Source organism: Acetobacteroides hydrogenigenes (assembly GCF_004340205.1).
GTDB lineage: Bacteria > Bacteroidota > Bacteroidia > Bacteroidales > ZOR0009 > Acetobacteroides > Acetobacteroides hydrogenigenes.
The window spans coordinates 71,655-98,341 of sequence record NZ_SLWB01000011.1 but is presented as its reverse complement, the minus strand read 5'-3'; the positions used below and the strand labels follow the sequence as shown (position 1 = coordinate 98,341).

Genomic DNA, 26,687 nt, shown 5'->3' with positions numbered 1-26,687 from the left:
CGTTTTCTTGAATGGTTATGTAAAGAAAGCGAATTTGTTGTCAGATTGTTCATATATTTTTCATGAAACCGCTGCTCGGGCTATTTTTGCTATCTTCGCAGCAAAACGGAAAGGCATGAACATCTTCTATACACCGGATATTACAGGAAATTCGTATACCTTAAATGAGGAAGAGTCGAAGCATTGCGTGCGCGTGCTGCGTATGGAAATCGGTAAACGAATAAACCTTGTTGATGGAGATGGGGGTATGTACATTGCTCAGATTGTTGATGCCAACCCCAAACGGTGTAGGGTAGAGGTGGTGGAGAAACAGGAATGCTACGGGAAACGTCCGTACTACCTTCATATTGCCATTGGGCCTACTAAGCTGATAGACCGTTACGAGTGGTTCCTCGAAAAGGTCACAGAAATCGGTATTGATGAAATTACCCCGTTGGAATCTTTCCACTCCGAGAGAAGAACCGTTAAGCAGGAGCGATCTGAAAAGGTGGTTACCGCAGCTGTTAAGCAGTCGGTAAAAGCCTATCATCCAAAGGTTAATGAGATGACATCCTTTAAAGAGCTGGTTAATCGTCCTTTTGAAGGGAAGAAGTTCATCGCTCACTGCAATGATGGCGAAAAGGTGCTGCTAAAGCATGCTGTTGCTCCTGGCGATAATGCTCTTATCCTCATAGGTCCCGAAGGTGACTTTAGCGTAGAGGAGGTTGCTTTGGCTAAGCAGCAAGGTTTTATTGAGATATCGCTTGGCGAAAGCCGTTTGCGAACCGAGACTGCAGGAGTTGTTGCTTGTAGTACCGTTTGCTTTGTTAACCAGTAGGGTGCTAGTACAGGCTCTTCCGCTTCCACGATTTAGCGAAAACCGCCTCGTTGCGGCGTACCGATTTGCGTTGGCGCCGTTCGGCATCGTAAAAGAATACCAGCTTTAGCTGTGGCGAGGGCTGTTTCCATTCCATGCTATACTGCTTGGCCATATCGTTGGGCGAAAGAAACGTTTCACCATTTAGATCTCCCATCATAAACTTAACCCCCTGCTTGTTTGGCGATGCGCTAAACGATAGGAAAACGAGTTCGCTGCACACGAGCTTGTTATCGTTGCTGAAGTCGAAGAGGTAGTCGTAGGGCGTTCCGAGATACTCGAATGCCGTAAGTAGCGACTTAAAGATATCTTCGCTAGAGAGGGTTGTTCGGAGAGCTGCTAGGTAGTCAACCTTTGCAATATGCTCAACCGGGTTTATGACTACCCCCTTTCCTATGGCTTCAATAATTAATCCTTTCTTCCCCTCCAACTTTTCGTATGCCTCGGGGTAATTCTCCTGAATGTATGCTGATGGGCTCTGCCCTTTAAGTATGGCAGTGCCTTTAAAGCAGCTGTCGAGCTGCTCTAGCGAGCCTAAGTATATCCCCGAATGGGTCCAAAAGCCGGGAATTCCCACATTGGAGAGCTGCTCGTCGTTCCTCTTAATGATGATGTCGCCAGGACGAAGTGAATCCTTAATCTGCTGGAGTTCGTCTTTGCTGATGAACTTCTCGGGACGGAAGCTAAAGTCGATGTCGGCGGCCACCTCGCAAATGCCCTTTTGTATGCTCCACCTGAAGTTCTGCTTCAGGAAATGGCGAATCTCGTCAAAGGTTGTGAGCGTATCCTTTATTTGGGAGAATCGGATGTTGATAAGCTTGTTGTGGTGCTTTACTAGAAAACGTGATTGCGCCGTTTTTACGTAAAGGAGCTTTTGGCGCTTATCCCACTCGAAGTGATCTATGGTGCTGTCGGTAAGGCCGTAGCTGCTGTTTATCCAGCTACAGCTTTTCTTGCTGAAGCGGTAAACGTAGCTGCCCTTGGTGCCTACCAGAGTAAGGTTGTTTTTGATGATGAGAACGTCGCTGAACCGTGTGCTGCTGGGAATGTTTGCGGAATCCTTCATGTTGCAAACATCGCCTTTGGGGTTTATCTTGTAAAGCAGGCTGCTATCTTTTCCTGCAATAATCCACTTTGCCCCATTTTTTGCGCTAAAAATCCGAACGATGGGAGCGCTCAGCATCTTGGAGTAGTAGGAACTGTCTGGGGTAGCTTCATCTTGAGCCAAAGAGGTTGCCGGTAAGAGCAGAAAGGCTGCAAGTGCAGTATGTATGAAGTTGCAGATGTATTGCTTCATGTTCGTGCTTCAGTTTAATCAGTAGTACAACTCTACTCGAATTTACCCTCGTCAATTGGTGGCTAAGCGTTGCTAGGATAACGAAAAATTTTGGGATATATGGTGTTGTGGTTCGTACTTTTCCTATTTTAACATAGGAGGGATTGCTATATTTGTTGATCTTGGATTGATTGGAGATTAAGTGATCCAATGCTTAAGTATTAGACCTGACAGGTTTTTAAAACCTGTCAGGTTTTGGTTGCCATTAAAAAACACTACCGATATGCAGGAGAAGGACATCGAACAAGCCTATAGCGCTAAGCGAGTTTTCTTTGACGAAGGGAACACCCGCAGCTACGCCTTTAGGGTAGAGCAGCTCGCGAAGCTTAAAGCTGCCATTAAGCGGCACGAGGCTGAGATTCTTGCTGCGCTGTATACCGACATGGGCAAATCGGCCTACGAGGCGTTCTCCAGCGAGGTGGGCATCCTTTACGAGGAGATTAACTATGCCCTCAGGCACCTGAAGCGCTGGATGAAACCCCAGCGGGTAGGCACGCCGCTGATGCTTCAGCCTTCGCGCTCGCGTATATTGGCCGAGCCTCGCGGTGTGGTGCTCATCATTGGGCCTTGGAACTACCCCTTTCAGCTGCTGATCGCTCCGCTTATCGGCGCCATTGCCGCTGGAAACTGCGCCGTGCTGCTGCCGAGCGATATGGCCGAACATACGGCTGCTGTTGTCGCTAAGCTGGTGGACGAAACCTTCGACTCCTGCTACGTTAGCGTCACCCAAGGATCGGGGGCGCAGCTGGGGCCAATGCTCATCGAGGGGTATCCCTTTAACCATATCTTCTTTACGGGTAGCCCCAAGGTGGGCAGGCAGGTGATGGGGATGGCCGCCAAGCACCTCACCCCCGTAACGCTGGAGCTGGGCGGTAAGAGTCCGGCCATCGTGCATGCCGATGCCAACCTTAAGGTATCGGTAAAGCGGCTGGTGTGGGCCAAGTACTTCAACGCCGGGCAAACGTGCGTGGCGCCCGACTACCTGCTGGTGCACCGCAGCGTAAAGGACGAGGTGGTGCGGCTGGCCAAAGGGTGCATCAGTGAACTTTACGGCGACAATCCTGAACGATGCGCGGATCTTACCCGCATTATTAACCGCCGCCGCTTCGATACGCTGCTGGGCTACCTAGCCGATGGTCGCATAGCGCACGGTGGGCGCAGCAATCCCGATACGCTCTACATAGAGCCAACCCTTATGGAGGATGTCCCGCTCGATGCCCCCATTATGCAGGAGGAGATCTTCGGCCCCATCCTTCCCATCATTGCCTACGATAGCCTCGATGAGGCGCTGGCCATCATCCGCCGTAATCGCTACCCGCTGGCGCTGTATATCTTTACCAAAAGCAAAAAGGTGGAGCGCTTCTTTATGGAGCGGGTGGAGTTTGGCGGCGGCGCCATCAACAATGCGCTGATGCACCTGGTTAGCCCAGAATTGCCCTTTGGTGGGGTAATGACCAGCGGCATGGGCAGCTACCACGGCCGCCGCAGCTTCGAGGCCTTCTCGCACCACAAGAGCATCCTTAGCACATCAACACTAGTAAACCCTTCGTTCTTCTATCCGCCCTACACCTCGGTTAAGCTGAAGCTGGCAAGGTGGTTTATGCGGTAGGACTAAGTAGGGATTAGCTAGCAGGCATGGCAGTTAAGCTAAGGCTGAATTTAAAAGGATAAACGCTCAATAGCAGTACGTTATTCCCTCCTAGGCAATGCCGTTAGCTTAAGGGGCAATCTACTATACAATTGCTTATTGTATATCTCCTACGGAGAAAAATGGAGTGGCGTAGGAATGATGCTACAAGTCTATAACCGCTACGCGGTATTTTCGCCATTCGTAATTTGTCCGTAGGACATTGCGATTTGTAGATACCATCCTTACCCTGCCTATTTACCTCGGAGAGGTTAAACAGGAGGAGACTATAGTCGGTCTTTCTAAGGTGAAAAACCTCCCGCTCTAAGTGAAGGATGTTGCCCCATATCATTAACTTAATGATCAACTTTTCTTAAGTTAACGACATTACCCCTCCAAAGAGGGGATAATCAGCCATGATTCTGCATTTAGGCTTTGTAAAAATGGCTTAGTTTGACGGCTATGGGGGATAACCAGTTTCAATCATGCGCTGGTGTTTGATATTTATCTTCTTTTCTTCAAAAAAACGGTTCTAAACATCGGCCTAGCTTGACGGCGATGGACCGGTACCTTTGCCCCAAAGGAAAGGTGAATCGTAAAAGGATAAAACAGCAACGAGCGCATCCAATTCGGGTGCGCTCGTTCTCTATTTCGGGGGAGAATATTCTACTTTGCCATAAGGAACTCGAAGGGAATATGTAGCCTGCGCTGCCATGCCCTTTCGGAGTGGTCTTCACCTACAAATTCCTTGGTGATCCACGACTCCGAGGTGAAGCCCTTCTGCTCCATCAGCGCATCCACCTTTAGCTGCCAAGGCTTGTAGTACTGGTCTAGGGTTTTGTTACCGTAGTCGAAGTACAGCTTATGGGTTTTGGGCGATGGCAGCTTTGCCTGCATATACTTTATGATGGCCGGAGGAATGGGGTTGTTGTCGTCGTTAAACTTGCCGATCCAGTGGGTAGATAGGCATGCTGCGCCTCCAAACACCTTAGGGTACTCGCATATGGCGTAGAGCGATATGAGTCCACCCATGCTCGATCCGGCAATGAAGGTGTTCTGCTGATCGGGCAGCGTTGCGAATGTTTTGTCGATGTAGGGCTTTAGCTCGGTAACCAGAAATCGGAGGTAGCTGTCGGCTTTGGGGCCTTCTTTAATTAGGAGAAGCAGCTCCTTGCGCTGATCGGGAGCAAGGTTCTTCAACGCCTTTTCGGGGAAATACTCTGCATGGCGGAGCGTGTTGTTATTCCATATGCCCACCACAATTATGTCGCGGATCTTTTCTTCCTTTGTCAGCTTCGTTGCCACCTCGTCGACCATCCATTCCTGCTTGTTCCAGGTAGTGGTAGAGTCGTAGAGCATTTGGCCGTCGTGCATGTAGAGTACGGCGTACTTCTTGGCTGGCGAGTAGCCTGCAGGTAGCCAAACGTCGATGTTTCGGGCATCGACATGCTTCGATGGGAACTTCTCGATGCGCTTAATCTCTCCGCTCGATGCCTTGGGTAGCTGCGCCCCCGCAGCCATCGAAATGCAGAGGAGCGCTGATGCTAGTAGCTGCTTCATTCTATTTCTTGTTGATGTTAGGCTGCTCCAAATTTAGCGAATTTGGAGGGCTAATATTGGCTACTACGCGGAAAGCAGGCAATGCGGCACAAACAGCAGCTTTCGCAGTGCGAAGCGGTGCTGCTGTTGTTGAATGGTACCCTATCAGTACGTGTGAGGGATTTATCCGCATGCGTATACCTTCAATTCTAAGCTAGAATTGTTTCATCTGCCCCTCCGATTTGTCCTATCTCTTTTTTTTATAGAATAATGTACGCTGGTGGTGTTCCGTAAATCTAACGGAAACGAAACAAAGAAAAATCCTGCACGAATTAACTCGTTCGGTTGCGGGTTTATGTTCCATTTCAATTTATGTTGTAACCCTGATATTGTTGCTGCATTGAAGTATGTTATGGAGGCGACCTCACTCAAACAGAATTCGTGCCTGTTTGGTGTGGATTCGCCACGGTATTTACGGGTGGAGGATGATGATTTAAGGTTGGTTTGCTGAGATAAACTTGACTGTTGCTTAATAGCAGCAAGTTATCCTCCCGTTTGAACGGGAGGTAGGGGTGGGTTGCTGTTGCTTCCATTTCTTTTTTCAACCCCATTCCTTGGGGTTGTATAGATTCTGTATGCTTTTTCCTTTCATTTCTTTGTGCCCAAAGAAACGACACAAAGAAAGGCTGTCGTGGCTTAACTTGCAGACTTCGGCGTGGGGTGTTTATACGCTATATGGGTATACACGCGCATTGGGGCTTTCCTTCTTACTTTATACCCTATGTTAACGCCAAAACGAGCAGCCCCTAAGGAGTTGCCCGTTTCGTATGATTCAAAACAGTAGACGATTCAAATCTGGCTACTCTTTAGTAGCACTATTCGCCTTCTTTTTGCTACTCTTGCGCTTAATGTCGCTCGTACGCTTCCCACCAACTTTCTCGTACTCGATGCTGTCCTTGCCGTACTTAACTGCAGCCGATGCAAGAATACTAACACAGAAAGTGTCCATTTTCTTTTCGAGCTGCTCAATTTCGTACTGCTTCTCGTCGGCATCCGACAACAGCGTGTTGTACTCCTGAAGCATCGTATCGCAAGATTTTACCAACTTTTCAGCCTCTTCGGCGGTGATTCCATTCCCCAAATCAATCTTTGGATCGATGGATGTCATCCCTGCAAGACGCTGCTTTAAGTTGTCGAGCGAATTTGAAGTTCTTTTTACTCTGGCCATAAAATACCTCCTTCCCGTTTTTTAATTAGTAGTAGGGTTAATTAAGTGGTGAATCGGCCAACAAGGCAGCTAAAGCAGGTAACGCAAGCTGAATGCTGGTTGGCTTAGCCGCTTGATGTGCGATTCATTACTGTTATAAAAGTAGTAATTATGTTTAAATAAACAAATAATGTGAAAATATTTTGAAATATACTGCACGTACATTACTAGGTAGTTGTGCTTGCAATGGCCTTTGCGTTAAACTTGATGTTGGTAGAGGTGTGCCAAACTATAGCTTTTGACGCATTGCAAGCTACATGACGGATTAGGCCACCGCCAATCCGTACGAACCTACCTCTACTACATCGGCACCTGTCACCTTACCAAGTATTGCTCGCTAGGTAAGCTCCTGCTTAAATCAAAAACCGTCGATGGCTAAGAGAAAACCATGCACGGTTAGGAGTTAACCATGGACGGCTAAGAGATAATCGTCGACGATAAACAGTTAACCGTCGATGGTTAGGAGTTAATCGTCGATGGTGAACAGTTAACCGTCGATGGTTAAGAGATAATTGTCGATGGTGAACAGTTAATCATGGATGGCTAAGAGATAATCGTCGATGGCAAACAGTTAACCGTCGATGGTTAGGAGTTATCCGTGGACGGGTAGGAGATAATCATGGACGGTTAGGAGATAGCCGAGCTCGGGTTGCACCAGCTGGAGTGCCGTTAAAGGCTCTTTAGATGCCAGAACCCTGTTTGGCTGATAAGTAATCCTCCACCCAACGGCGATGTTAAGCCGACACCCTTACGCGAAAAGCTACGATGCGCTACCTACGTATTATTATTGCCTGCCACAGCTAAAATAATTAAGTTAAAGAGTACAACGGCACGATATAATCTCTACATTAGCCCTCAATATTTTTAAATCGTAGGCATTAGGTAAGCATAACGGTAAAATATATAATGAGATAATAGTTCACATTGTTGTATCTTTTATATATTTGAATAACGTAAAATTAATTTTCTTAAAGCAACAAAAAGATGACTATCAACGAAGTAACAAAGATTGCATTGAACTATTTGAATTCATTTTATGATACAAGCAAACCTGTATTAGAAGAAATTGAAATTTCTGATGACAACAAATATTGGTATATAACTTTAAGTTATGAGTCCGATGATGTGCCTGTTAATCAGTTTCAATTGATTCCAACTAAAAGTAGAAAATATAAAATATTCAAAATTGAAGCAGAAACGGGTGAGGTTCGTTCAATGAAAATTAGAGATATTAAATGAGTAACCTTGAAAGAGTAAAAAAATATTTAAGTGGTAAAAACATAGTACTTGACTGTAATATATTTATACTATTAATTATTGGTTCATTAGGGCATGAGCATGTGAGAAAAAATAAAAGAACGAATATTTTTGATGTTAATGATTATTTATTGCTTATGAATATTATATCTAATTCTAATATAATAACAACTCCTAATATTCTTACAGAAGCATCTAATCTACTTGAAAATTATGAATACTCAGGTGCTAAAATTGGATTAAAGGGAATCTCAACTCTGATTAATAATACTATAGAAGTATATAAAAGTTCCTCAGAACTTATATATCATGAATCATTTTTAAAATTTGGTCTTTCTGATACATCTGTATTCAATTTGTGTTATGAAAAAAAGGCAGTAGCAATAACAATAGATTTTCCACTATATGGTTATTTATCCAGCCTTTCATTAGATGTCATTAACTTTAATCATTTAAGGATTGAGTTATAAGAGTTGTGTACAACATACGTTATTTTCAACAAACAGGTGTAATAGAAAGGGAAGCATATTACACTCCATCAACCACTTTGAGAGTGAATTTACAGCCCTAGTTAAGCGTAGTATAATCGAAGCTCAAGGCTCGGCATAGTCTGTGACTATGTCGAAAATAAGTAGCGGTTTTTAACCGCATATAAACGGCAAACAAACAAAATCAAAGCACAGCTACAATTGCGGCTGTGCTTTGATTTTTTGCTGCTTGGCAAGGTAGACGGGGCTTACTTTGCTAAGGCTTGTACGTTTACATGGCTGCGGTGAACTGGAGAAAAGGTTTTGACCAATGCAGGACGTATTGCCCTACGTATGGGCGAATTAATTTTCGCCTTTACAGATGGATATTCCGAACCATTACCCAATGTTGTTTTACACGAACACGTAATTATGCCCAACCATGTGTATGGTATTGTGCAAATTTTGGGTTATGGTCGTTGTAGGGGCGAAAAATGTTTCGCCCCTACGTGCGTTCCAATGTATGTTCGTACGATTATCCCAACATGCGCCCCAACGGATGGACAAATGTTCAATACGTACGGTCGTGGTATGGGCGAAAAATATTTTGCCCATACGTGCGCATGATTTGTTGATATTTTGCGGTTTTAAAATGGGCGTTGCCAAATGGATGCGGCAAAATACCGACGTTAAAAACGTTTGATGTTATGGGTAAATAATTATTCGCCCAGACGATTCCCCCAACGATTGCTTTATCAACGACCATATCATTCAAAAAGAAGAGTCGTGCCTGCGTATTGTCCATAATCGCAGGTCGATTATCCCTATTAGAAGTCAAGTATTACCCCAATTGTCGGAAGAATAGTTCCAGAGCCTTTCATCTCTACCTTTTTGAGCTTGTACCTGTCGGGGTTGCCGGGTACAACAATCGGTTTACCGTTGGCGTCGAGCTCGGGTAGGTACACATCGGCACGTTTCTGCTTCGAGGCTAAGACATTCTGGATATCGACGTAGAAGTTCATCGACCACTTCTTTAGGTAGTAGGTTTTATCCACGCGAAGGTCGAGCTGCTGGTACGAGCCTAAGCGCAGCTGGTTGAACTGCGAGTAGTCGAAGTAGAGGCCGCCAACGGCATCGTAGGCCTCCTTTATGCTCGACTTGTCTATATCGTAGGGCGTGTAGGGGCTGCCGCCCAGGTATCGCCACTTAACGCCAGCCTCCCAGTTCTTGCCGAACATACGCGACCCTGTTAGGGTAACGATATTCCTATTGTCCCACGATGTTGGAATCCACCCGTTAGCGCCACTGCGGTTGACGCTGCTTTTGGTGCGGCTCCAGAAGAGCGTATAGGCACCCACGAGGTTAAACCCGTAGAAGTCTTTCGAGCGGTACATTAGCTCCACGCCATACGACGAACCTTTGGCGGTAGAGCGCAGCTCCTCGTTGCCAAAAACGCCATAGTCGCCACCCTTGCTGGCAATGGCAACGGAGTCGGTTACCGAAAAGAGGTAGTTATCGTAAAGCTTGTAGAATCCCTCTAGGGTAAGCTTATCCTTCTCGCTGGGGCGGTACTCGAATCCCGCAACAAGATGGTCCGATTGGATGTACTTAAGCCCATTCCGCTTGTTTACCAGCTCGCCATTGGCGCTGGCGTAACCCATAGAGGTAAGCGGAGGAGCCTGGTAGTATCTGCCAAGGTTGAAGTTGAAGAACACCTCCTTTGTAATGCCATAGCTTAGCGAAAAGCGGGGCGAGACCTGCTTTAAGGGGTTTTGCATCGACGATGAGTAGCTATTCCCATCGAGCCTAGCCCCTAATGCCAGCGACAGCTTCTCGTTCAGGTAGCTTTTGGCGATGTTGAAGAATACCCCGTAGTTGAAGAGGTTTAGGCTGCTGCTGTAATCGGTAGTGGAGGGGGCGCCATTCTTAAATCCCAGCTGAAACGTGGAGTTGGAGTACTCGTCGACGCCAACGTTTGCGCCATATCCCATTTTGTAGCCCGATACCTCGTTGGAATGCTCGAAGCGCAGCCTGTTCCGCTTTTCGGCTGATGAATAGTCGAGGATTCTGGGCTGGCTCTCGTCGTTGCTGGGATACTTGTACTCCTTATTGAAGAAGTGGGAGCGGCTTACCACCCATGTGTTGACGCTCTTCTCGCGGTACTGCTTGTAAACGACGCCCAGCGTGTAGCTCCATTGGTCGTTTTCGGGCAGGTAGTTCAGGATAAAGCGCTGCTCTTCGTCTGGATTGCTAATGCTCTTGTTCAGCCTGCTGATATCGTAGGCACCAAGACCGATAAACGAAATCTCCTGCTTGCTGTTGATCTTTGTTTTTACCTTAAGCTGGATATCGTTGTAGGTAGGGAGGAAAGGGAGCTTTAGCGTCTTAAAGAGCAGCTGGAGGTAGCTCCTTCGAGCAGAGGCGATGAACGTAGTTCTATCGGATATTGGACCATCCAACGTTAGTCCAAGATCGGAGGCACCCACGGTTGCCCTAAACTTTAGCTTATCCTTATTTCCATCGATCATTTTAAAGTCGAGGATCGAGCTAAGCACATCGTTGGAGGAGGACGGGAATGCGCCCGAGTAAAAGTTTACCTCGCGGATAAAGTCAACGTTTATCACCCCAACAGGTCCGCCCGAGGCGCCTTGCGTAGAGAAGTGGTTGATGGTGGGAACTTCGATGCCATCTAGGTAAAACTTATTCTCGCTTGGACCGCCACCCCTAACGATAATGTCGTTGCGGAATGCCGCAGCCGAAGATACTCCGGGAAACGACTGGATAACCTTCGAAATGTCGCGGTTGCCACCAGGGTTTTTCTCAATCTCTTCGATGCCGATGCGCGATAGGCTTACGGGGCTATCGATGCTCTTCCTGAAGTTGTTGGCCCTAACGGTTATCTCTTCGATGCTTACAGAGGTTTCCTCCATCTCAACATCGAGTATGGCTCTTTTGGCATTGGTTGCAAGTACCTCGCCGGAGATTGTAGGCTTGAAGCCAACGGCGCTAACCTTTAGCTGTACGTATCCGGGTTTTAATCCCTTAATTTCGTATTCGCCATTTTCGTTGGCGATTGTACCCTGCTGTGTTCCCCATACGGCAATAGTTGCGAAGGGTACGGGAGCTCCGTTTTTCGAGCTATATATCCTGCCGCTTAAAGCTGCATTGTTTTGGGCGTAGGATGCTACTCCAATCAGCAAAAAGGCAACAGCTAGTAATGATCTCATGGTTTCAAATTTTGTCCTTTAACAGCAAAGCTATGGTTTTGTTTTTATAAAAAATGGGATTACATAGGATTTGCCGTAGGGGCGAAAAATTTTTCGTCCAAACCGTATGGATATTCGGCACCATTATCCAAATGTTGTTTTACACGAATACGCAATAATGCCCAATCATGTACATTGCATTGTACAAATTTGTGGATGGTTGTGATGGTTGGGATTGTAGGGGCGAAACATATTTCGCCCACAAAATGGTGATTCCGCACCATTATCCAAATGTTGTTTTACACGAATATGTAATAATGCCCAATCATGTACATTGCATTGTACAAATTTGTGGATGGTTGTGATGGTTGGGATTGTAGGGGCGAAACATATTTCGCCCACAAAATGGTGATTCCGCACCATTATCCAAATGTTGTTTTACACGAATATGTAATCATGCCCAATCATGTACATTGCATTGTACAAATTGTGGATGATGGGGGTTGTGGGGAATATAATGGCGTATGTAAGGGCGAAAAATTTTTCGCCCCTACGTGCGCCCCACCGATTGCCCCAAACAATTGTACCCGCGCATTGCCCAATATATCGTAGGGAATCCTGCCAAATGGGATGGCGATCCATTCTATGTTATATAGGTGGATAGATGATATTTACCTTCTAAACGTATTAGAAACATCTAGAATGCGAAGACAATTTTGTAAATTGTAATTTCTTTTAAAAAGTCCTCGACTGTGAATAAGAAAATCATTTAATAATGAACTACAATCCAAATATTCACCATCGGCAAAGCATCCGCCTAAAGGGATACGACTATTCGCAAGCAGGCTTGTACTTTGTAACCCTATGCCTATACGGTAGGGCATGTCTATTTGGGCATATTGAAAATGCGGAAATGATTTTGAACGATTCAGGACGTACTGCCCAACAGTGCTGGTTGGATATTCCAAACCATTATCCAAATGTTGTTTTACACGAATATGTAATCATGCCTAATCATGTACATGGTATTGTACAAATTGTGGATGATGGAGGTTATGGGGAATGTAGGGGCGTGTGTAAGGGCGAAATATTTTTCGCCCCTGCGGTTGATCCAACGGACGAACAAATGGTAATACGGGGAACATCGCGCACGATTGGATCGATGTTACGCGGTTTTAAAATTGGCGTTACCAAATGGATGCGGCAAAACACCAACGTTCAAAACATTTGGCAACGCAACTACTACGAACATATCATTCGAAACGAACAGTCGTACCAGAATATCGCCGAATACATCGTAGACAATCCTGTCAAATGGAAGGATGATAAATTTTATGTTGGGTAGGGGCGAAAGATATTTCGCCCTTACGTTAACCCCAACGATTTTCCCCCGTTTGGACGAGGCTGTGTCCATAGTCGTCAAGTTAAGGATGAATTTAAAAGGACAAACGCCCAATAGCAGCACGTTATCCTCCCGCCTAAGCGGGAGGATAATCAGCCATGATTATGCATTTGAACTTTGAAAAAATGGCTGAGCTTGACGGCTATGGGCTGTGCCTTCGTTTAACTGGGATTACTGGGGATAACAGTCTAATATTTTAGGGAAACTCCTAAACGCAAATACCTGAACCTTCGTAGCGGATGATTCAGGTATTACTACAATTCCCTTAAGAGGCGTTGTTATGCTTTATGCTACTTGTAGAGCAGGTACTTCTTTCGCATCTCCTTGTACTGCGAGAGCTGCGGCTCCCACGAGGCTTGTATCTCCTTTGCCGATTTGCCCTCGATGATCTGCTTCTTGAAGTCGTAGGTGCCGGCAAGGTAGTCGATGTTGCCGATCTGCTTGCTCTGGCTTCGGTCGAAGAACCTTTCCTTGTCGGGGTAGGCGTTGTAGAGGTCTATCATCCACTGGATGTTGATTCGTCGGCTTTTCCTCAACTTTTTTATGTCGTAGTTTTGCAGGTCTAGCCCGTAGCACACCTCGTTCATATGAAGTGGAGATTCGCTCATGCCCGGTATGCTGATCGGCTTAAAGGTGAAGCTGTACTTGCCTTTTAGCAGAGGGCTTCCCAGAATGGTGAAGGGGGTATGGGTGCCGCGTCCTTGGCTAATGATGGTTCCCTCGAAGAGGCAAACCGAAGGGTAAAGCATGATGCTTTGCTGCGTATTCAGGTTAGGTGATGGCTTTACCGGAAGGGTGTAGGACATATCGTGGTTGTAGTTAACCATACGGATGATTTTTAGCTTGCAGGTCATCTTGTTGGGAAGCCAACCTTCGCCATTTATCATCTGGGCGAATTCGGCGATGGTCATTCCGTGGGCAATAGGAATTGGGAACATGCCGATGCCCGACTTTAGCCGCATGTCGAGAATAGGACCGTCAACCAGGTAGCCGTTAGGGTTAGGGCGATCTAGGATTAGCAGCTCCTTCCCATTCTCGGCGCAAGCCTCCATAATCTTACCAAGTACGTTGATATAGGTATAGAAACGGCATCCTACATCCTGGATGTCGAATACCATGATGTCTACATCGGCAAGGTCTTCGCGCGATGGCTTTTGCTTTGGACCATACAGAGAGATTACCTTAAGGCCGGTTGTTTTATCCTGTTCGTCGTTTACGTCTACTCCGGCGCTGGCATTGCCCCTAAACCCGTGTTCGGGACCAAAGACCTTTACGATGTTGATGCCTCTTGCTAGCAGGCTATCTACAAGATGCCTGTTGCCGATGACGGTGGTAGGATTGGCAAGTACGCCAACCCGTTTGCCCTTAAGGTAGGGAAGATACTTCTCGGTTTGTTCGGCTCCGGTGATAATGCCAGAACTCTTGTTGCTGCTTTTTTGCGTGGAGTTGTGTCCGATGGAAGCGCTCATGCCACTCAGCGAAATGGCGATGCAGGCTAGAAACATCAGCGTGCTTGTTGCTCTCATACTTTCAGGTTTTAGTAGGTTTTCATTAAACATCCAAAAGGATTCCCTAATCGGTTTTTTGCCGGATAAAGCTACACAAATATTCTGCTTTTGGCAGATGCTAGTATGCAAAAAGGTTCTCCCACCAGATATAGGAGAACCTTTTTCTATCGGTTGACCGAATGATATTCGGCAATTTAGTTTAGAGCGTAAATCTTAAACCACCGTATACCTTGCGGCCCATAAGCGGTCCCCATACCACCGATGAGTTAAATGAGGTGGAGAACGGTGAATCGGCAGAAAGGATCGGGTTCTTTTGGCGGTAGTTACCGATATTTTCGCATCCTACGTAAACATCCACCTTCTTAAACTTGCGGGTAACCTGACCGAAGAACATGGGATAAACCTCCGAGTAATCCTTCTTCTGGGTTAAATCGCCCGAGAGGTTGGGTAGGAGGGTTTGCCCGTTGAGCTGCGCCGTGGCGTCGAAGGTCCACTTGTTCATTTTGGTTGCATACTGTAGGTTTAGCAGCGCCTTAAACTTATCCACCATCGGTTTCTTAACCAAGCCTTGATTCTTTAGATCGACTTTTGCATCAGTATAGCGGTAGGTTGCAAATACGCTAAGGCGCTCCACCGGAATAAAGTTAAGGTCTACCTGAATGCTGTTGGTGTACGACTGCCCATCGAGGTTGTAGATGCTCACCAGCGCCTTGTTGTACTCCTGATCGACAATCAGCTGGTTGCTGAATTGGGTACGGAACGCATCGAGGCTGATCGAAGCCCTTTCGTCGTTGAACAGCTTAAAGTATCTAACGATGCTGGCGCCGTAGGTCCAGGCATCCTCTATCTTCAGGTTGTTGTCGATGGCAATCTGACGACCGGTTGCCAGGATTCCCATATTGTCGGAGATGGGGTTTGGCGAGCGGTATCCACGGCCTCCCGAAGCGCGGAAGGTAAGCTTATCGGTGATATCCCATTTAAAGTTAGCCCTTGGGGTGAAGAGCCAGCCGTAAAGGCTGTTGTGATCGGCACGTGCGCCAACGATAAAGGTCATCTTTTCCTCCTTCGAGAGGGTGTACTCGCCAAATACGCCTGCGGTACGCTCGGTTCTGTCGAGGTTGATGTACTGCTCCATCTTAGTGGCGTTGTTCTGGATGAAGCGATCGATCAACAGCTCGTTGTATCGGTCGAATCGGAAGCTGGCGCCCAGCTCGTAGCGGTTGCTTTCGTTAAATCCTCCTTGGAAAAGAAGATTGGTAAATACCGAGTGCATGTCGGCGTTATAGTTTTTGATTCCAAAGAACGAGTTCTGCTCGTGATAGGTATAGTCGGCTACAAGTGCAAGACTCTTTTCTACCTCATGGCATTCTTCGTGTTCTTCTTCTCCATGATCTTCGGTGCATTCCTCTCCACACTCCGAATGATCATCACCTTTAGAATGATCTTCCGAACATTCTTCTCCGCATTCGGAATGTTCCTTCTCATGGGGGTGATCGCCTGTACACTCTTCACTACAATCAGAATGGCCGTCGGCGCTCTCCTTATGGGCTTCATGGTCGTGATGTTCGCCAACAGGCATTCCAAACTTAACGTAGGCGTTGAATTGCTTGTTGTTGATCTTCGATCTATATAGGCCCAACCCGTAGTTGTTGGCTACACTGGCGTTGTTCATCTGTCCGCCGTTACGTTCCTCAGCAAGCACCTTAATACCGGCTCGAAGTTGGGCTTCGCTTGGGGCCATATATAGCCATCGGCTGGCAACGTTTACCTGCTTGGCAGTTGGCATATCCATAAATCCATCCTTGTTATGATCCTTCTTCATTGGATCGGTAGATGCATGAACAAGGGTAACGGTGCTAAGGCGCTCGTTTATCTGAAGCGATGAAGCAACGTTGGCCTCGGTGCGCTGGTCGGTATCTGCAAAAAGATTAACGAATAGCGGCTCCTTAGCCGTTGGCTTGCGGTGCTCTACGTTAATCTGTCCGGTAATGGCTTCATAGCCGTTAAGCACCGAGCCTGGTCCTTTAGATACCTGGATGCTTTCTAGCCATTGTCCTGGAGTGTAGGTTAGCCCGTATGGAGAGGCAATACCTCTCATGATGGGACGGTTCTCGTCGAGCATTTGGGTGTAGGTTCCGGCCAATCCGAGCATCTTGATTTGGCGAGCACCCGAAACGGCATCGCTAAAGCCAACGCTTACGCTAGCGGTATTCTCGAAGCTTTCGGCGAGATTACAGCAGGCCATTTTACAAAGTCCAGATGCCGTAATTACTTCGGTTTTAAGCGGGGTAAGGGCCAGTAGGGTGCTTCCACGTTGCCTACCCGAGACAACAACTTCTTCGAGTTTCACGTTTTCGGCAACAAGCACAAACTCTACTTCGGCAGAACCGGGCTTAATGGAAAGCGTATCGGCTTTGAAGCCAATGGTACGGGCAACCAGCTTGGTTGCGCCTTTGGGATGGTTTATAGAGAATGCTCCGTTGGCATCAGAAACTGTTCCAACGGAGGTGCCAATCCAGTAAACGTTGGCAAAGGCTAGCGGCTCCTCCTTTTTACTGGTGCTAATTCCTTTGATTTTTCCCTTTACGCTCCCCTGGCTAAAGGCAAACTGCGCAAGGGTACACAGTGCTATAGTGGTGATAAATAGCTTTATCTTCATTTCTTTAGATTGATAGACGTAGCTCTTTGAGCGTTTGTCATAAGGTTTTGTATTATCCAAGTTTGAAAAGATCTTCCTGCTTTTACCTACAATTTGTAGCTAAAGCAAAAACGGTAGGGTAAACTTTTACGCAATTACCCTATAAGGGTTAACCCGATCTTATACAGTTCTTGGTTGAAAATATGTACTTGTTGGTGGGATGATATTCCCAGGTTGATGGTGAGGCTAATGAATATACGCAACAATCTGCAATGGCGATTGCTGGAATGTATTTCGATTCTAGTAAAAGAATGATTTAGCTTAGCCTCTTAGCGACAGGACAGGAGGAGCTCTAAGGCCAACGCCCGATGTAAGCAGCAGCTTAACGATTCGTTCGTTGGGCGGATAGTATTTGAGCCTATGGGATTGTTGATAGCTGTTAGCATCTGGCAAAATGTCGAAGCTATTACCTGCTATAAAAGGTGTAAGTAAAAGCGGAAGCAATGGTTGGTCGCCATCGTTTCTCGTTAGTTTAGCTATTTCGCCGGAGAGGTATACGATGCGCGAAATGCACTGCATATCGTCGCACTTGGTGGTCTTTTTGGGGCAGCAGCTGCTGTCATCGTGATCTTCCAGGCAATCTGCAATTATTAAATCTCCTTCGTTGTCGTGATGTAGGGAGTTTTCGGTGCAGATACTGCCATAGATATGATGGTGATGGGGGACAACGGACAGGGCCAGCACAAATATGTAGGCCAGCAGCAGGAAAAGTGATGCTATTTTTCTCCATTGTAGCATGCCGTAAATGTAGGGGTGCTTTGTCAAAGTTCCAAATCGATTAGCCATGAATTTTAATCTATTCGATGCGGTTTCATCCGAATAAGACTTGTTTTTACGAGGCTCGTCTTGTCCTAACGACGTTGGCTCTTCCGCATCTGCTGCACTTATCGTCAGCTGGGCGGGAAGCGCTAATCGACATAGTCCATGTTTGTTAACTTATTTAACTTCAAAATTTACTTGTGTAGCTTTGTCTAACTCCTTTACTTCCATTTAACTTTCTCTACTGTTAGATGGAAAGCATTAGAAGGTGTTGTTAAAGAATGTATAAAGAGAGGCTGGGTTTAGGATGTATTAATAAAAGACGTATATTTGCATTCAGTTCAATAATCCTTTCAAAAGGGTTGTTTGAGTTATAAAGAAGAGTGGAGAGAATAGGCTCGTTGAAGCTCTAGCAACCTTCCCCCACGGGGAGATGGTGCTAAAACCTACCCAAGAAACAAGGGGTTTATAATTTAACAACAACAGCATGAAATCAGAATTTACATTCTTTCGATTTTTCTCAGCTGTGGCAATCGGTAGCGAAGCTACAATGCCACGAATGCGCTAGCTGCGCGAAATAATCACCTCCATTTGCAATAGCGGTGTTTAGAACATTGCTGCATCATTTTTAGTTTTCCCTTAAACCGTATGGGATTTCCTTGCTATAGCCGTTTGTTTTGATGCTGTAGCAGGATAAAAAAGTTAAGCCATAAGTGGTTATGGTATTGCTATGTCTAATTGTAAACAAATTTCAACAATGTCTGAACGTTCATTACACTTTGATACTCTACAGATTCATGCAGGTCAGGAGGTCGATTCTGCAACCAATTCTCGTGCTGTACCTATCTACCAAACTACAGCTTATACCTTTAATAGTTCCGAGCATGCAGCCAACCTTTTTGCACTAAAGGAGTTTGGCAACATCTATACGCGTCTTATGAATCCTACTACCGACGTGTTCGAGAAGCGCGTTGCCGCGCTCGAAAGGGGGGTTGGGGCGTTGGCGGTTTCGTCAGGACATGCAGCACAGCTTATAGCCATCAACAACATACTTAAGCAGGGTGATAACTTTATTTCCTCACCTTATTTATATGGCGGCAGCTACAACCAGTTTAAGGTAACCTTTGCCCGCCTAGGAATTAAGGTTCGTTTTGCCGAAAGCACGAAGCCCGAAGACTTTGCCAAGTTGATCGATGAGAACACTAAGGCAATTTATGCCGAGTCGATAGGGAATCCATCGTTTATTGTTCCCGATTTTGAGGCGCTTGGAGTTCTTGCTGCAAAGCACGATATACCTTTTATTGTAGATAACACCTTTGGAGCTGGAGGCTATATTGTTCGTCCATTAGACCATGGTGCTAACGTTGTGGTTGAGTCGGCAACCAAATGGATTGGTGGTCATGGAACATCAATGGGTGGTATTATTGTAGATGGAGGAAACTTTAACTGGGCAAACGGCAAGTTCCCAGAGATATCTGAGAAGCAGGATGCCTACCATGGACAATCGCTTTGGGAAATCTTTGGTAGCAATGCTTTTATTCTTAAAGCACGACTCGAGGGACTTCGCGATTTGGGACCTACCATCAGTCCTTTCAACTCCTTCTTAATGCTGCAAGGGCTCGAAACGCTTTCGCTTCGTGTGGAGAGGCACAACAGCAATGCATTTAAAATAGCCCATTGGCTAGATGGGCATGCCAAGGTGAAGAATGTTCTTTATCCGGGTTTGGCGAGCCATCCTAGCCACGGTTTGGCGAAGAAGTACCTGAAGAATGGCTTTGGTTCGGTACTTTCGTTCGAGGTGAACGGAACCAAGGAGCAAACCGTAAAGTTTGTCGAAAGCCTTAAGCTTATCAGCCACCTTGCCAACGTGGGTGACGCTAAAACGCTCATTATTCAGCCATCGGCAACAACGCACGCTCAGCTCAATGAAGAGGCACAGCGAGCTGCCGGAGTCACTCCATCGCTGCTTCGCCTATCAGTTGGCATCGAATATGTCGACGATATAATTAATGATATAGAACAAGCTTTTAATTCCATTTAGATAAATGAATAAGCACCAGTACTGTTTAGGACGTTCTTTCCCGCTGGAGAGCGGGGAAGAACTCCCTGAATTGAACATCGTTTACCATACCTCTGGAACGCTAAATCCTGCAAAGGATAACGTTCTTTGGGTTTGTCATGCCCTTACTGCCAACTCCGATGCCGAAGATTGGTGGGATGTGCTTGTCGGTGAGGGAAATTACTACGACACCTCTCGCTACTTTGTAGTGTGCGCTAACATTATTGGTTCGTGCTACGGAACAACCGGACCTCTATCCACGAATCCACAAACCGGTAAGCCATACTATAGAGCATTCCCTCAAATAACCGTTCGCGACCTAGCCAATGCTCACGAGCTGCTTCGCCAACATTTAGGTATTGATAGGATTCATACGCTTATAGGAGGATCAATTGGCGCATTCCAGGCGTTGGAGTGGGCAATCATCAATCCCGATGTTAGCGAGCACCTTATTATTGTTGCTAGCAATGCAAGGGTTACACCTTGGGCAACGGCGCTAAACGAGAGCCAGCGCATGGCTATTCGTGCCGATAAGACATTCTTTGAGGATCGACCCGATGGTGGTCTGGATGGATTAAAGGCTGCTCGTACCATTGCTCTTGTAAGCTATCGCAGCTACGAGGGGTACAACAAAACGCAATATGAGCTAGATAATAATGGTTTGGAAGCGTCTAAAGCATCTTCCTACCAACAGTATCAAGGGCAAAAGTTGGCAAATCGCTTCGATGCCTACTCGTACTACACGCTCACCCGTATTATCGACTCGCACAATGTGGGACGCAATAGGGGGGGAGTTGCCGCTGCGCTATCGAGGATTAAGGCAAAGACGCTGCTGGTTGGTATCGATACCGACATTCTTTTCCCAATCGAGGAGCAACGTGCGTTGAAGGTGCTTATTCCTAATGCTCAATTCGCCCCAATTACATCCAGCTTTGGTCACGATGGATTTTTATTGGAGTGGAGGCAGCTTAGCCGGGTAATTGAGGATTTCTACGCTTCCGATTGCGACGAAGAGGAGCTGGAATGCTGCGGTCATCAGTACGATACGTGGTAGTATGATGGCAGAAGTTAAACGGAAATAATCGGAAGTTATACAGAAGGTAGACGGAAGAGGTTAGAGAATAATAAAGAACCTCAATAGAAGCATGATTATCCCCTCCTTTGGAGGGGGGAGGGGGTGGGTTTACAAGGTATTTCCTTAAGGCAACTTATTCTTATTTCTTCTTGACTTCAAACAAAACAGAATTATAAAAACAAAGAAATAAAAACAATGAAAACAAAGTTGAACATTGGCCTATTTGGATTTGGAGTGGTAGGCGAAGGGCTTTACCACGTGCTTAAAAATAGCCGTACGGTAGATGCAACCATAAAAAAGGTGTGTATTAAACACCCTGATAAGAAAAGAAACGTATCCGAGAATTTTTACACCACCGATGCCAACGAAATAATCAACGACGAAGACATCAACCTTGTTGTTGAACTTATTGACAATGCCGATGAGGCATATCATATCGTAAAGGCTTCCCTGCTTAAGGGCAAGAGCGTTGTGTCAGGCAACAAAAAGATGCTTGCCGAGCACCTCGAGGAGCTTATCGAAATACAGAAGAAGCATAACGTGTCGTTGCTCTACGATGCCAGCGCCTGCGGTAGCATCCCTGTTATCCGGAACCTCGAAGAGTACTACGATAACGACCTGCTGAAGTCGATCACCGGCATCCTTAACGGCTCGTCGAACTTCATTCTTACCAAAATCTTTAACGAGGGTGGCGACTACGATAGCGCCCTTAAGTTGGCACAGGATTTGGGCTTTGCCGAGAGCAATCCGACCTTCGATGTTGAGGGTTACGATTCGATGTTTAAGCTTATCATCATCACCCTGCATGCCTTTGGTACGCTGGTTAAGCCCGAGGATATCTTTAACTGCGGCATTCCAAATCTTGCCCCTTGCGACATTCAGTATGCCAAAGAAAAAGGACTTAAGATTAAGCTGGTGGCGCAGGTTACCAAGTTAGATAACGGCAGCTTCACCATGTTTGTAATGCCTAAGCTGGTTTCTCCTGACGAGTATATCTACTCGGTGGAGAACGAGTATAACGGAGTTATCATCGAAGGCGAATACTACGAGAAGCAGTTTATGTTTGGCAAGGGGGCTGGGGCATTCCCTACTGCTTCGTCGGTTCTTTCCGACATTACCGCCCGCGCTCATAATTACAAATACGAGTACAAGAAGCATACGCTCTTTACTCCGCCAACCTACACCACCGACACCGAGGTGAAGATATACCTACGCTACCGCGACAGCCTTGCGTTTAGCCACTTCGAGTTCGAGAATATCACCGAAAAGTACTCGTCGAAGGATTACAGCTACGTTATTGGAACTATTAAACTTTCATCTTTGCAAAAGGTGAAGTACCTGCTACCTAAGTTAGATGTGTTTATTGCAGCGGTGTAGTCAACGAAATTAGATGACGAAAGAACAGAGCCTCCTCAGTATTATTCTGGGTGGCTCTGTTCTTTTTTGCCCAATATAATTTCTAACATATTTTTTCTTTCCAGTAAAATTAAGTAGATTGTGCGCCCGTTTTTCAAAGCGGGAATAACATAAAAACAAAAGAATAAATAAATCTGATTTATGGGAGCTTTTCACGCGTACGATATTAGAGGCATTTATAATAAGGACTTTAACCAAGAGGATGTTTACCGAATCGGTTACTTTCTACCTCAGCTTCTAAGCGCCAATAAGATCTTAGTGGGTAGAGATGCACGAGTGTCATCTCCCGAGATTTTCGCGGCGCTTGTAAGGGGAATCAACGATGCAGGAGCCGATGTATTCGATATTGGTTTGGCAACAACCCCATTGGTTTACTATACAACGGCAAAGTTGGGCTTCAAAGCCTCGGTGCAGATTACCGCATCGCACAACCCTAAGGAGTATAATGGATTGAAAATTTCGAGAGAAAATGCTCTCCCCGTTGGTTACGACTCTGGGTTAAAGGAGTTGGAGGCGCTCGTACTTGGTGGTAATGTAGAAGCTTCTACTAAGCGAGGAAGCATTACTCCGGTTAAGGTTAAGGAGGAGTATCTCGAATTCTTAAAGTCGAAGTTGGAAGACTTGTCGAGCCTTAAAATTGCGGTAGATTGCTCTAATGGTATGGCAGGATTATTTGTTCGTCAGGTGTTAGGCGAAGCACCAACGTATATTTACGATGATGTTGACGGAACTTTCCCTAACCACGAACCAAATCCGTTGGATGAGTCCAATGTGGCCGATTTAAAGGCCTTAGTAAACCATACTAAGAGCGATATTGGCGTTATATTCGATGGCGATGCTGACCGCGTTATGTTTGTCGACGAGAAGGGAAAGTTTGTTTCGCCAGATCTTATCATAGCTTTGTTGGGGCACTACTTCCTCGAAGGTAAACCTGCAGGACAAAAAGTGCTTCAGGATATCCGATCGTCTAAGGCTGTAGGCGAATACCTGCGAAAGAATTTTGGTGCCGAGATTCATACTTGGCGTGTGGGGCGCGCCTATGCAGCGCTTAAACTCCGTGAAATTGACGGAATCTACGGCGGTGAACTTGCCGGTCACTACTACTTTAAGGATTTCTTCTATTCCGATTCGGGTATGCTTGCGGCAATCCTTACCCTTAACGTTGTGGCAAGGTTAAAGAGCAAAGGAATCTCGTTTAGCGAAGCCATTGCAGGAATATCAAGCTACCATAACTCCGGAGAAATCAACTTTAAGATAGTACAGAAGCAGGAAGCAATGGATGCCATCAAAAAGCATTTTGAGGAGACCGAAACCGTAACCGCCTTCTACGACTTTGATGGTTACCGTCTTGAGTTTGCCGACTGGTGGTTAAACGTTCGTCCTTCGAATACCGAACCATACTTACGCTTTCTTGCCGAGGCAACCTCTGACGACCTACTCGCGGAAAAAGTAAGGGTTGTAAAAGGCATTATTTCAAACTTTAAGTAGAATACTTGCACTGTTTGATTCTTTCTTTTCTACAATATTGTATGTAGCTAAATGCTAGAGCCGAACTTTCAATAGTTCGGCTTTTTTTTTGAAATGATTTGAATGTTTTAGATAAAAAAGCGTTTCGCTTATGTTTTTAAACTTGTTTTTTTAAGGATGCGTTGTGATTGGACTTTCAAAATCATCTTATTTTTGCTTCCGCATAATCACATAAAAGTGTAGGTATAATGAAATATACGAATCTGAAGTTTTTGACAAAAAGGAGGATTGAGGCGGGACTATTTCTGTTAATACTCTTTCTCTTTTTTGGGTTCTTAGGTACAAGAATGGGGACGAATAACCTTCTTAATACCATAATGGCAACAGCTTACGATCTGTTGATAAAGACCGTGTTGTACATCATGGGTATTACCGTTCTTTCTGGTGCTTTAGGGCGTTTGCTAATAGAGTTTGGGGTTGTTCGTTTGCTGGAGTATATCCTAGCTCCACTGATGAAGCCTCTTTTTAACCTTCCTGGTGTTGCTGCGCTAGGTGGTTTGATGACCTTCTTTTCCGACAATCCTGCAATTATTGGATTAGCGAAGGATAAAAACTTTAGACAGTATTTTAAACCCTACCAGCTTGTTTCCCTAACAAACTTTGGAACCGCTTTTGGTATGGGACTTGTTGTAATAACGTTTATGGCTGGTTTAGGCCATTTTGGAGCAGCTATGGTTGGTTTGGCTGGTGCTGTTTTTGGGGGTATGGTTTCTACTCGTTTGATGCAGCGTTCTATAAAAAATAGTCCAATACTACGACAAGAGGTTGCAGAAGAAAAGGGCGATGAACAAAATTTATCCTTTAAATCGGAAGGGAACGCATTCTTACGCTTCCTTAACGCCATCCTTGATGGAGGAAAAACAGGTGTCGATTTGGGGTTGGCTATTATTCCAGGGGTGTTGATTATCTCTACGATAGTAATGCTGCTAACATTTGGTCCTGCTGATCCTAAGGTAGGGTATCAGGGCTTGGCCTACGAAGGTGTTCGTTTGCTTCCTTATCTGGCTGGAAAGGTAAGCTGGTTTTTCGAGTGGCTATTTGGCTTCGAGCATCCAGAGCTAGTTGCGTTCCCAATTACTTCGCTAGGAGCAGTTGGTGCTGCGCTTGGTCTTATAAAGCAGTTTATGGTGTCGGGCTTTATTAACGGTAACGCTATTGCCGTATTTACCGCAATGGGAATGTGCTGGAGCGGTTACCTTAGCACGCATACTGCAATGCTCGACTCTATGGGATACCGTCCGTTAATTTCGAAGGCTCTGCTTTCGCATACAATAGGAGGGCTTTGCGCGGGCGTATTTGCCCACTGGCTATACGTCTTTGTCTCGTTGTTTACAACCTTGTAGGTTAGCGCTCTGTCGAACTTATAAATGTCACGTCACTATAATTTTATTAGGGGGATACCGTTGAGGTAATCCCCCTAATTAGTTGTTACAGCCTCACTCTGGTTTTCACGCAACGTAAATTTACTAAAATAGATTTGTTTACAATTGCTGATAGTTATACCTTTGATGGTTGAAATTGAGCGTGTAATTTTTGCACTTTTCGATTTCATCTTTTCGGAGAAAGCAGTTTTTTATTACATCAAAATAAATTCCATTATGGCAACTTTCAATTTCAAGCCAGGTGTTATCAGCGGCTCTGACGTTCATGATCTTTATGCGTATGCTAAGGAAAAAGGATTCGCAATTCCAGCGGTTAACGTTACTGGAACCGACACTGTAAACGCTGTTCTTGAAGCAGCTCGTGAAGTTAACTCTCCTGTAATCATCCAAGTATCGAATGGCGGTGCTTCTTTCTATGCAGGGAAAGGCCTTAGCAACGATGGCCAAAAGTCGGCCATTACCGGAGCTATCTCGGCAGCTCTTCACGTTCACAATGTTGCTGAATCTTATGGAATACCTGTAATCCTTCATACCGATCACGCTGCAAAGAAGCTTCTTCCTTGGATTGACGGTTTGCTTGATGCTGGCGAAAAGTTCTTCGCAGAAAAAGGAAAGCCACTTTTCTGCTCGCACATGCTAGACTTGTCGGAAGAGTCTCTTGAAGAAAACATCGAGATTTCGAAGAAGTACCTTGCCCGTATGAGCAAGATGGGAATGACCCTCGAAATTGAGCTTGGTGTTACCGGCGGCGAAGAAGATGGCGTAGACAATAGCCATGTTGATGCTTCTAAGCTTTACACTCAGCCCGAAGAGGTTGCCTATGCTTACGAAGAGCTAAGCAAGATTAGCCCTAACTTCACCATTGCTGCTTCTTTCGGAAACGTTCACGGTGTATATAAACCAGGAAACGTTGTTCTTAGCCCATATATCCTAAGAGATTCTCAAGAGTACATCCAAAAGAAGTTTAATACAGTAGCTCAACCTGTAAGCTTCGTATTCCACGGTGGATCGGGTTCTGAGAAGGAAAAGATTCACGAAGCAATTTCGTACGGTGTAGTTAAGATGAACATTGATACCGATATTCAATGGGCATTCTGGGAAGGTATCCTTAAGTACTACAAGGCTAAGGAAGCATACCTACAAGGTCAGCTTGGCAACCCAGAAGGTGATGATTCTCCTAACAAGAAGTACTACGACCCACGCGTTTGGTTGCGTAAGGGCGAAGAGTCAGTTATCGCTCGTTTGAAGGAGTCGTTTGCTGATCTTAATGCAATCAACGTTATTGGAAAGTAACATTGCAGCAGCA

The 26,687-nt window shown here is 45.7% G+C and carries 18 protein-coding genes and 1 riboswitch; of the genes, 11 read left to right on the top strand and 7 right to left on the bottom strand.

Annotated elements, in window-relative coordinates:
• The first annotated feature begins 115 nt into the window (after positions 1 to 115).
• Positions 116 to 817 (top strand): 16S rRNA (uracil(1498)-N(3))-methyltransferase, encoded by a 702-nt coding sequence (locus CLV25_RS11465; protein WP_131839793.1) that lies wholly within the window; start codon positions 116 to 118, stop codon positions 815 to 817.
• A gap of 4 nt (positions 818 to 821) precedes the next feature.
• Here the strand turns inward: CLV25_RS11465 and CLV25_RS11460 are convergent, their stop codons facing one another.
• Positions 822 to 2,153, bottom strand: a complete 1,332-nt coding sequence (locus tag CLV25_RS11460) for a YiiX/YebB-like N1pC/P60 family cysteine hydrolase (protein WP_131839792.1) — start codon at positions 2,151 to 2,153, stop codon at positions 822 to 824.
• A 262-nt stretch (positions 2,154 to 2,415) separates the two neighbouring features.
• Here CLV25_RS11460 and CLV25_RS11455 point away from each other — a divergent pair, with 262 nt between their 5' ends.
• The gene (locus CLV25_RS11455; RefSeq protein ID WP_131839791.1) at positions 2,416 to 3,801 is read left to right on the top strand and encodes an aldehyde dehydrogenase; all 1,386 of its coding nucleotides are present in this window, start codon (positions 2,416 to 2,418) and stop codon (positions 3,799 to 3,801) included.
• A gap of 684 nt (positions 3,802 to 4,485) precedes the next feature.
• Here CLV25_RS11455 and CLV25_RS11450 read toward each other — a convergent pair.
• Positions 4,486 to 5,379: an alpha/beta hydrolase gene (locus CLV25_RS11450; protein ID WP_131839790.1), complete on the bottom strand. Its 894-nt coding sequence runs from the start codon at positions 5,377 to 5,379 to the stop codon at positions 4,486 to 4,488.
• Between the two features lie 838 nt (positions 5,380 to 6,217).
• Entirely contained in the window at positions 6,218 to 6,586 is a 369-nt protein-coding gene (locus CLV25_RS11445) for a hypothetical protein (RefSeq protein WP_131839789.1), read from the bottom strand.
• A 1,023-nt stretch (positions 6,587 to 7,609) separates the two neighbouring features.
• On the opposite strand from CLV25_RS11445, the gene CLV25_RS11440 reads away from it, so the two are divergent.
• Complete coding sequence (locus tag CLV25_RS11440) at positions 7,610 to 7,864, top strand: hypothetical protein (RefSeq protein ID WP_131839788.1); 255 nt, start codon at positions 7,610 to 7,612, stop codon at positions 7,862 to 7,864.
• Positions 7,861 to 8,352 carry a PIN domain-containing protein gene (locus tag CLV25_RS11435; protein WP_131839787.1) on the top strand — a complete coding sequence of 164 codons (492 nt, stop codon included), beginning with the start codon at positions 7,861 to 7,863 and terminating at the stop codon, positions 8,350 to 8,352. Before CLV25_RS11440 ends, CLV25_RS11435 begins: the two co-directional genes overlap by 4 nt.
• An 824-nt stretch (positions 8,353 to 9,176) precedes the next feature.
• Here CLV25_RS11435 and CLV25_RS11425 read toward each other — a convergent pair.
• Complete coding sequence (locus tag CLV25_RS11425) at positions 9,177 to 11,576, bottom strand: TonB-dependent receptor (RefSeq protein WP_131839785.1); 2,400 nt, start codon at positions 11,574 to 11,576, stop codon at positions 9,177 to 9,179.
• Between the two features lie 754 nt (positions 11,577 to 12,330).
• Between CLV25_RS11425 and CLV25_RS11420 the strand changes: the two genes are divergently transcribed.
• Entirely contained in the window at positions 12,331 to 12,900 is a 570-nt protein-coding gene (locus CLV25_RS11420; RefSeq protein WP_131839784.1) for a transposase, read from the top strand.
• A gap of 347 nt (positions 12,901 to 13,247) precedes the next feature.
• Here the strand turns inward: CLV25_RS11420 and CLV25_RS11415 are convergent, their stop codons facing one another.
• The 3 genes from CLV25_RS11415 to CLV25_RS11405 all read right to left on the bottom strand — a co-directional run bounded on the left by CLV25_RS11415 (position 13,248) and on the right by CLV25_RS11405 (position 17,949).
• A complete protein-coding gene (locus tag CLV25_RS11415) occupies positions 13,248 to 14,483 on the bottom strand; it encodes an exo-beta-N-acetylmuramidase NamZ family protein (protein ID WP_243649629.1) in 1,236 nt (411 codons plus the stop codon).
• 181 nt (positions 14,484 to 14,664) lie between these two features.
• Positions 14,665 to 17,124, bottom strand: coding sequence for a TonB-dependent receptor (locus CLV25_RS11410; protein WP_131839783.1), 2,460 nt, complete (start codon positions 17,122 to 17,124; stop codon positions 14,665 to 14,667).
• 300 nt (positions 17,125 to 17,424) lie between these two features.
• Positions 17,425 to 17,949 (bottom strand): hypothetical protein, encoded by a 525-nt coding sequence (locus CLV25_RS11405; RefSeq protein WP_131839782.1) that lies wholly within the window; start codon positions 17,947 to 17,949, stop codon positions 17,425 to 17,427.
• 341 nt (positions 17,950 to 18,290) lie between these two features.
• Positions 18,291 to 18,397, top strand: a riboswitch (SAM riboswitch).
• Positions 18,398 to 18,679: 282 nt separating this feature from the next.
• Here CLV25_RS11405 and CLV25_RS11400 point away from each other — a divergent pair.
• The 6 genes from CLV25_RS11400 to fbaA all read left to right on the top strand — a co-directional run bounded on the left by CLV25_RS11400 (position 18,680) and on the right by fbaA (position 26,674).
• Complete coding sequence (locus CLV25_RS11400; protein WP_131839781.1) at positions 18,680 to 19,963, top strand: O-acetylhomoserine aminocarboxypropyltransferase/cysteine synthase family protein; 1,284 nt, start codon at positions 18,680 to 18,682, stop codon at positions 19,961 to 19,963.
• A 4-nt stretch (positions 19,964 to 19,967) separates the two neighbouring features.
• A complete protein-coding gene (locus CLV25_RS11395) occupies positions 19,968 to 21,035 on the top strand; it encodes a homoserine O-acetyltransferase family protein (protein ID WP_131839780.1) in 1,068 nt (355 codons plus the stop codon).
• 216 nt (positions 21,036 to 21,251) lie between these two features.
• Positions 21,252 to 22,433, top strand: a complete 1,182-nt coding sequence (locus CLV25_RS11390; protein WP_131839779.1) for a homoserine dehydrogenase — start codon at positions 21,252 to 21,254, stop codon at positions 22,431 to 22,433.
• 180 nt (positions 22,434 to 22,613) lie between these two features.
• On the top strand, positions 22,614 to 23,960 hold the full coding sequence (locus CLV25_RS11385; RefSeq protein ID WP_131839778.1) for a phosphomannomutase/phosphoglucomutase: 1,347 nt from the start codon (positions 22,614 to 22,616) through the stop codon (positions 23,958 to 23,960).
• Positions 23,961 to 24,187: 227 nt separating this feature from the next.
• Positions 24,188 to 25,342, top strand: a complete 1,155-nt coding sequence (locus CLV25_RS11380) for a CD0519/CD1768 family membrane protein (RefSeq protein WP_131839777.1) — start codon at positions 24,188 to 24,190, stop codon at positions 25,340 to 25,342.
• 255 nt (positions 25,343 to 25,597) lie between these two features.
• Positions 25,598 to 26,674: a class II fructose-bisphosphate aldolase gene (gene fbaA / locus CLV25_RS11375; protein WP_131839776.1), complete on the top strand. Its 1,077-nt coding sequence runs from the start codon at positions 25,598 to 25,600 to the stop codon at positions 26,672 to 26,674.
• The last annotated feature ends 13 nt before the right edge of the window (positions 26,675 to 26,687 follow it).

What these genes read in the sequence shown, in the direction of transcription:
- CLV25_RS11465 (WP_131839793.1), top strand. Translation starts at nt 116, where the DNA reads ATGAACATCTTCTATACACCGGATATTACAGGAAATTCGTATACCTTA.
- CLV25_RS11460 (WP_131839792.1), bottom strand. Translation starts at nt 2,153, where the DNA reads ATGAAGCAATACATCTGCAACTTCATACATACTGCACTTGCAGCCTTT.
- CLV25_RS11455 (WP_131839791.1), top strand. Translation starts at nt 2,416, where the DNA reads ATGCAGGAGAAGGACATCGAACAAGCCTATAGCGCTAAGCGAGTTTTC.
- CLV25_RS11450 (WP_131839790.1), bottom strand. Translation starts at nt 5,379, where the DNA reads ATGAAGCAGCTACTAGCATCAGCGCTCCTCTGCATTTCGATGGCTGCG.
- CLV25_RS11445 (WP_131839789.1), bottom strand. Translation starts at nt 6,586, where the DNA reads ATGGCCAGAGTAAAAAGAACTTCAAATTCGCTCGACAACTTAAAGCAG.
- CLV25_RS11440 (WP_131839788.1), top strand. Translation starts at nt 7,610, where the DNA reads ATGACTATCAACGAAGTAACAAAGATTGCATTGAACTATTTGAATTCA.
- CLV25_RS11435 (WP_131839787.1), top strand. Translation starts at nt 7,861, where the DNA reads ATGAGTAACCTTGAAAGAGTAAAAAAATATTTAAGTGGTAAAAACATA.
- CLV25_RS11425 (WP_131839785.1), bottom strand. Translation starts at nt 11,576, where the DNA reads ATGAGATCATTACTAGCTGTTGCCTTTTTGCTGATTGGAGTAGCATCC.
- CLV25_RS11420 (WP_131839784.1), top strand. Translation starts at nt 12,331, where the DNA reads ATGAACTACAATCCAAATATTCACCATCGGCAAAGCATCCGCCTAAAG.
- CLV25_RS11415 (WP_243649629.1), bottom strand. Translation starts at nt 14,483, where the DNA reads ATGAGAGCAACAAGCACGCTGATGTTTCTAGCCTGCATCGCCATTTCG.
- CLV25_RS11410 (WP_131839783.1), bottom strand. Translation starts at nt 17,124, where the DNA reads ATGAAGATAAAGCTATTTATCACCACTATAGCACTGTGTACCCTTGCG.
- CLV25_RS11405 (WP_131839782.1), bottom strand. Translation starts at nt 17,949, where the DNA reads ATGGCTAATCGATTTGGAACTTTGACAAAGCACCCCTACATTTACGGC.
- CLV25_RS11400 (WP_131839781.1), top strand. Translation starts at nt 18,680, where the DNA reads ATGTCTGAACGTTCATTACACTTTGATACTCTACAGATTCATGCAGGT.
- CLV25_RS11395 (WP_131839780.1), top strand. Translation starts at nt 19,968, where the DNA reads ATGAATAAGCACCAGTACTGTTTAGGACGTTCTTTCCCGCTGGAGAGC.
- CLV25_RS11390 (WP_131839779.1), top strand. Translation starts at nt 21,252, where the DNA reads ATGAAAACAAAGTTGAACATTGGCCTATTTGGATTTGGAGTGGTAGGC.
- CLV25_RS11385 (WP_131839778.1), top strand. Translation starts at nt 22,614, where the DNA reads ATGGGAGCTTTTCACGCGTACGATATTAGAGGCATTTATAATAAGGAC.
- CLV25_RS11380 (WP_131839777.1), top strand. Translation starts at nt 24,188, where the DNA reads ATGAAATATACGAATCTGAAGTTTTTGACAAAAAGGAGGATTGAGGCG.
- fbaA (WP_131839776.1), top strand. Translation starts at nt 25,598, where the DNA reads ATGGCAACTTTCAATTTCAAGCCAGGTGTTATCAGCGGCTCTGACGTT.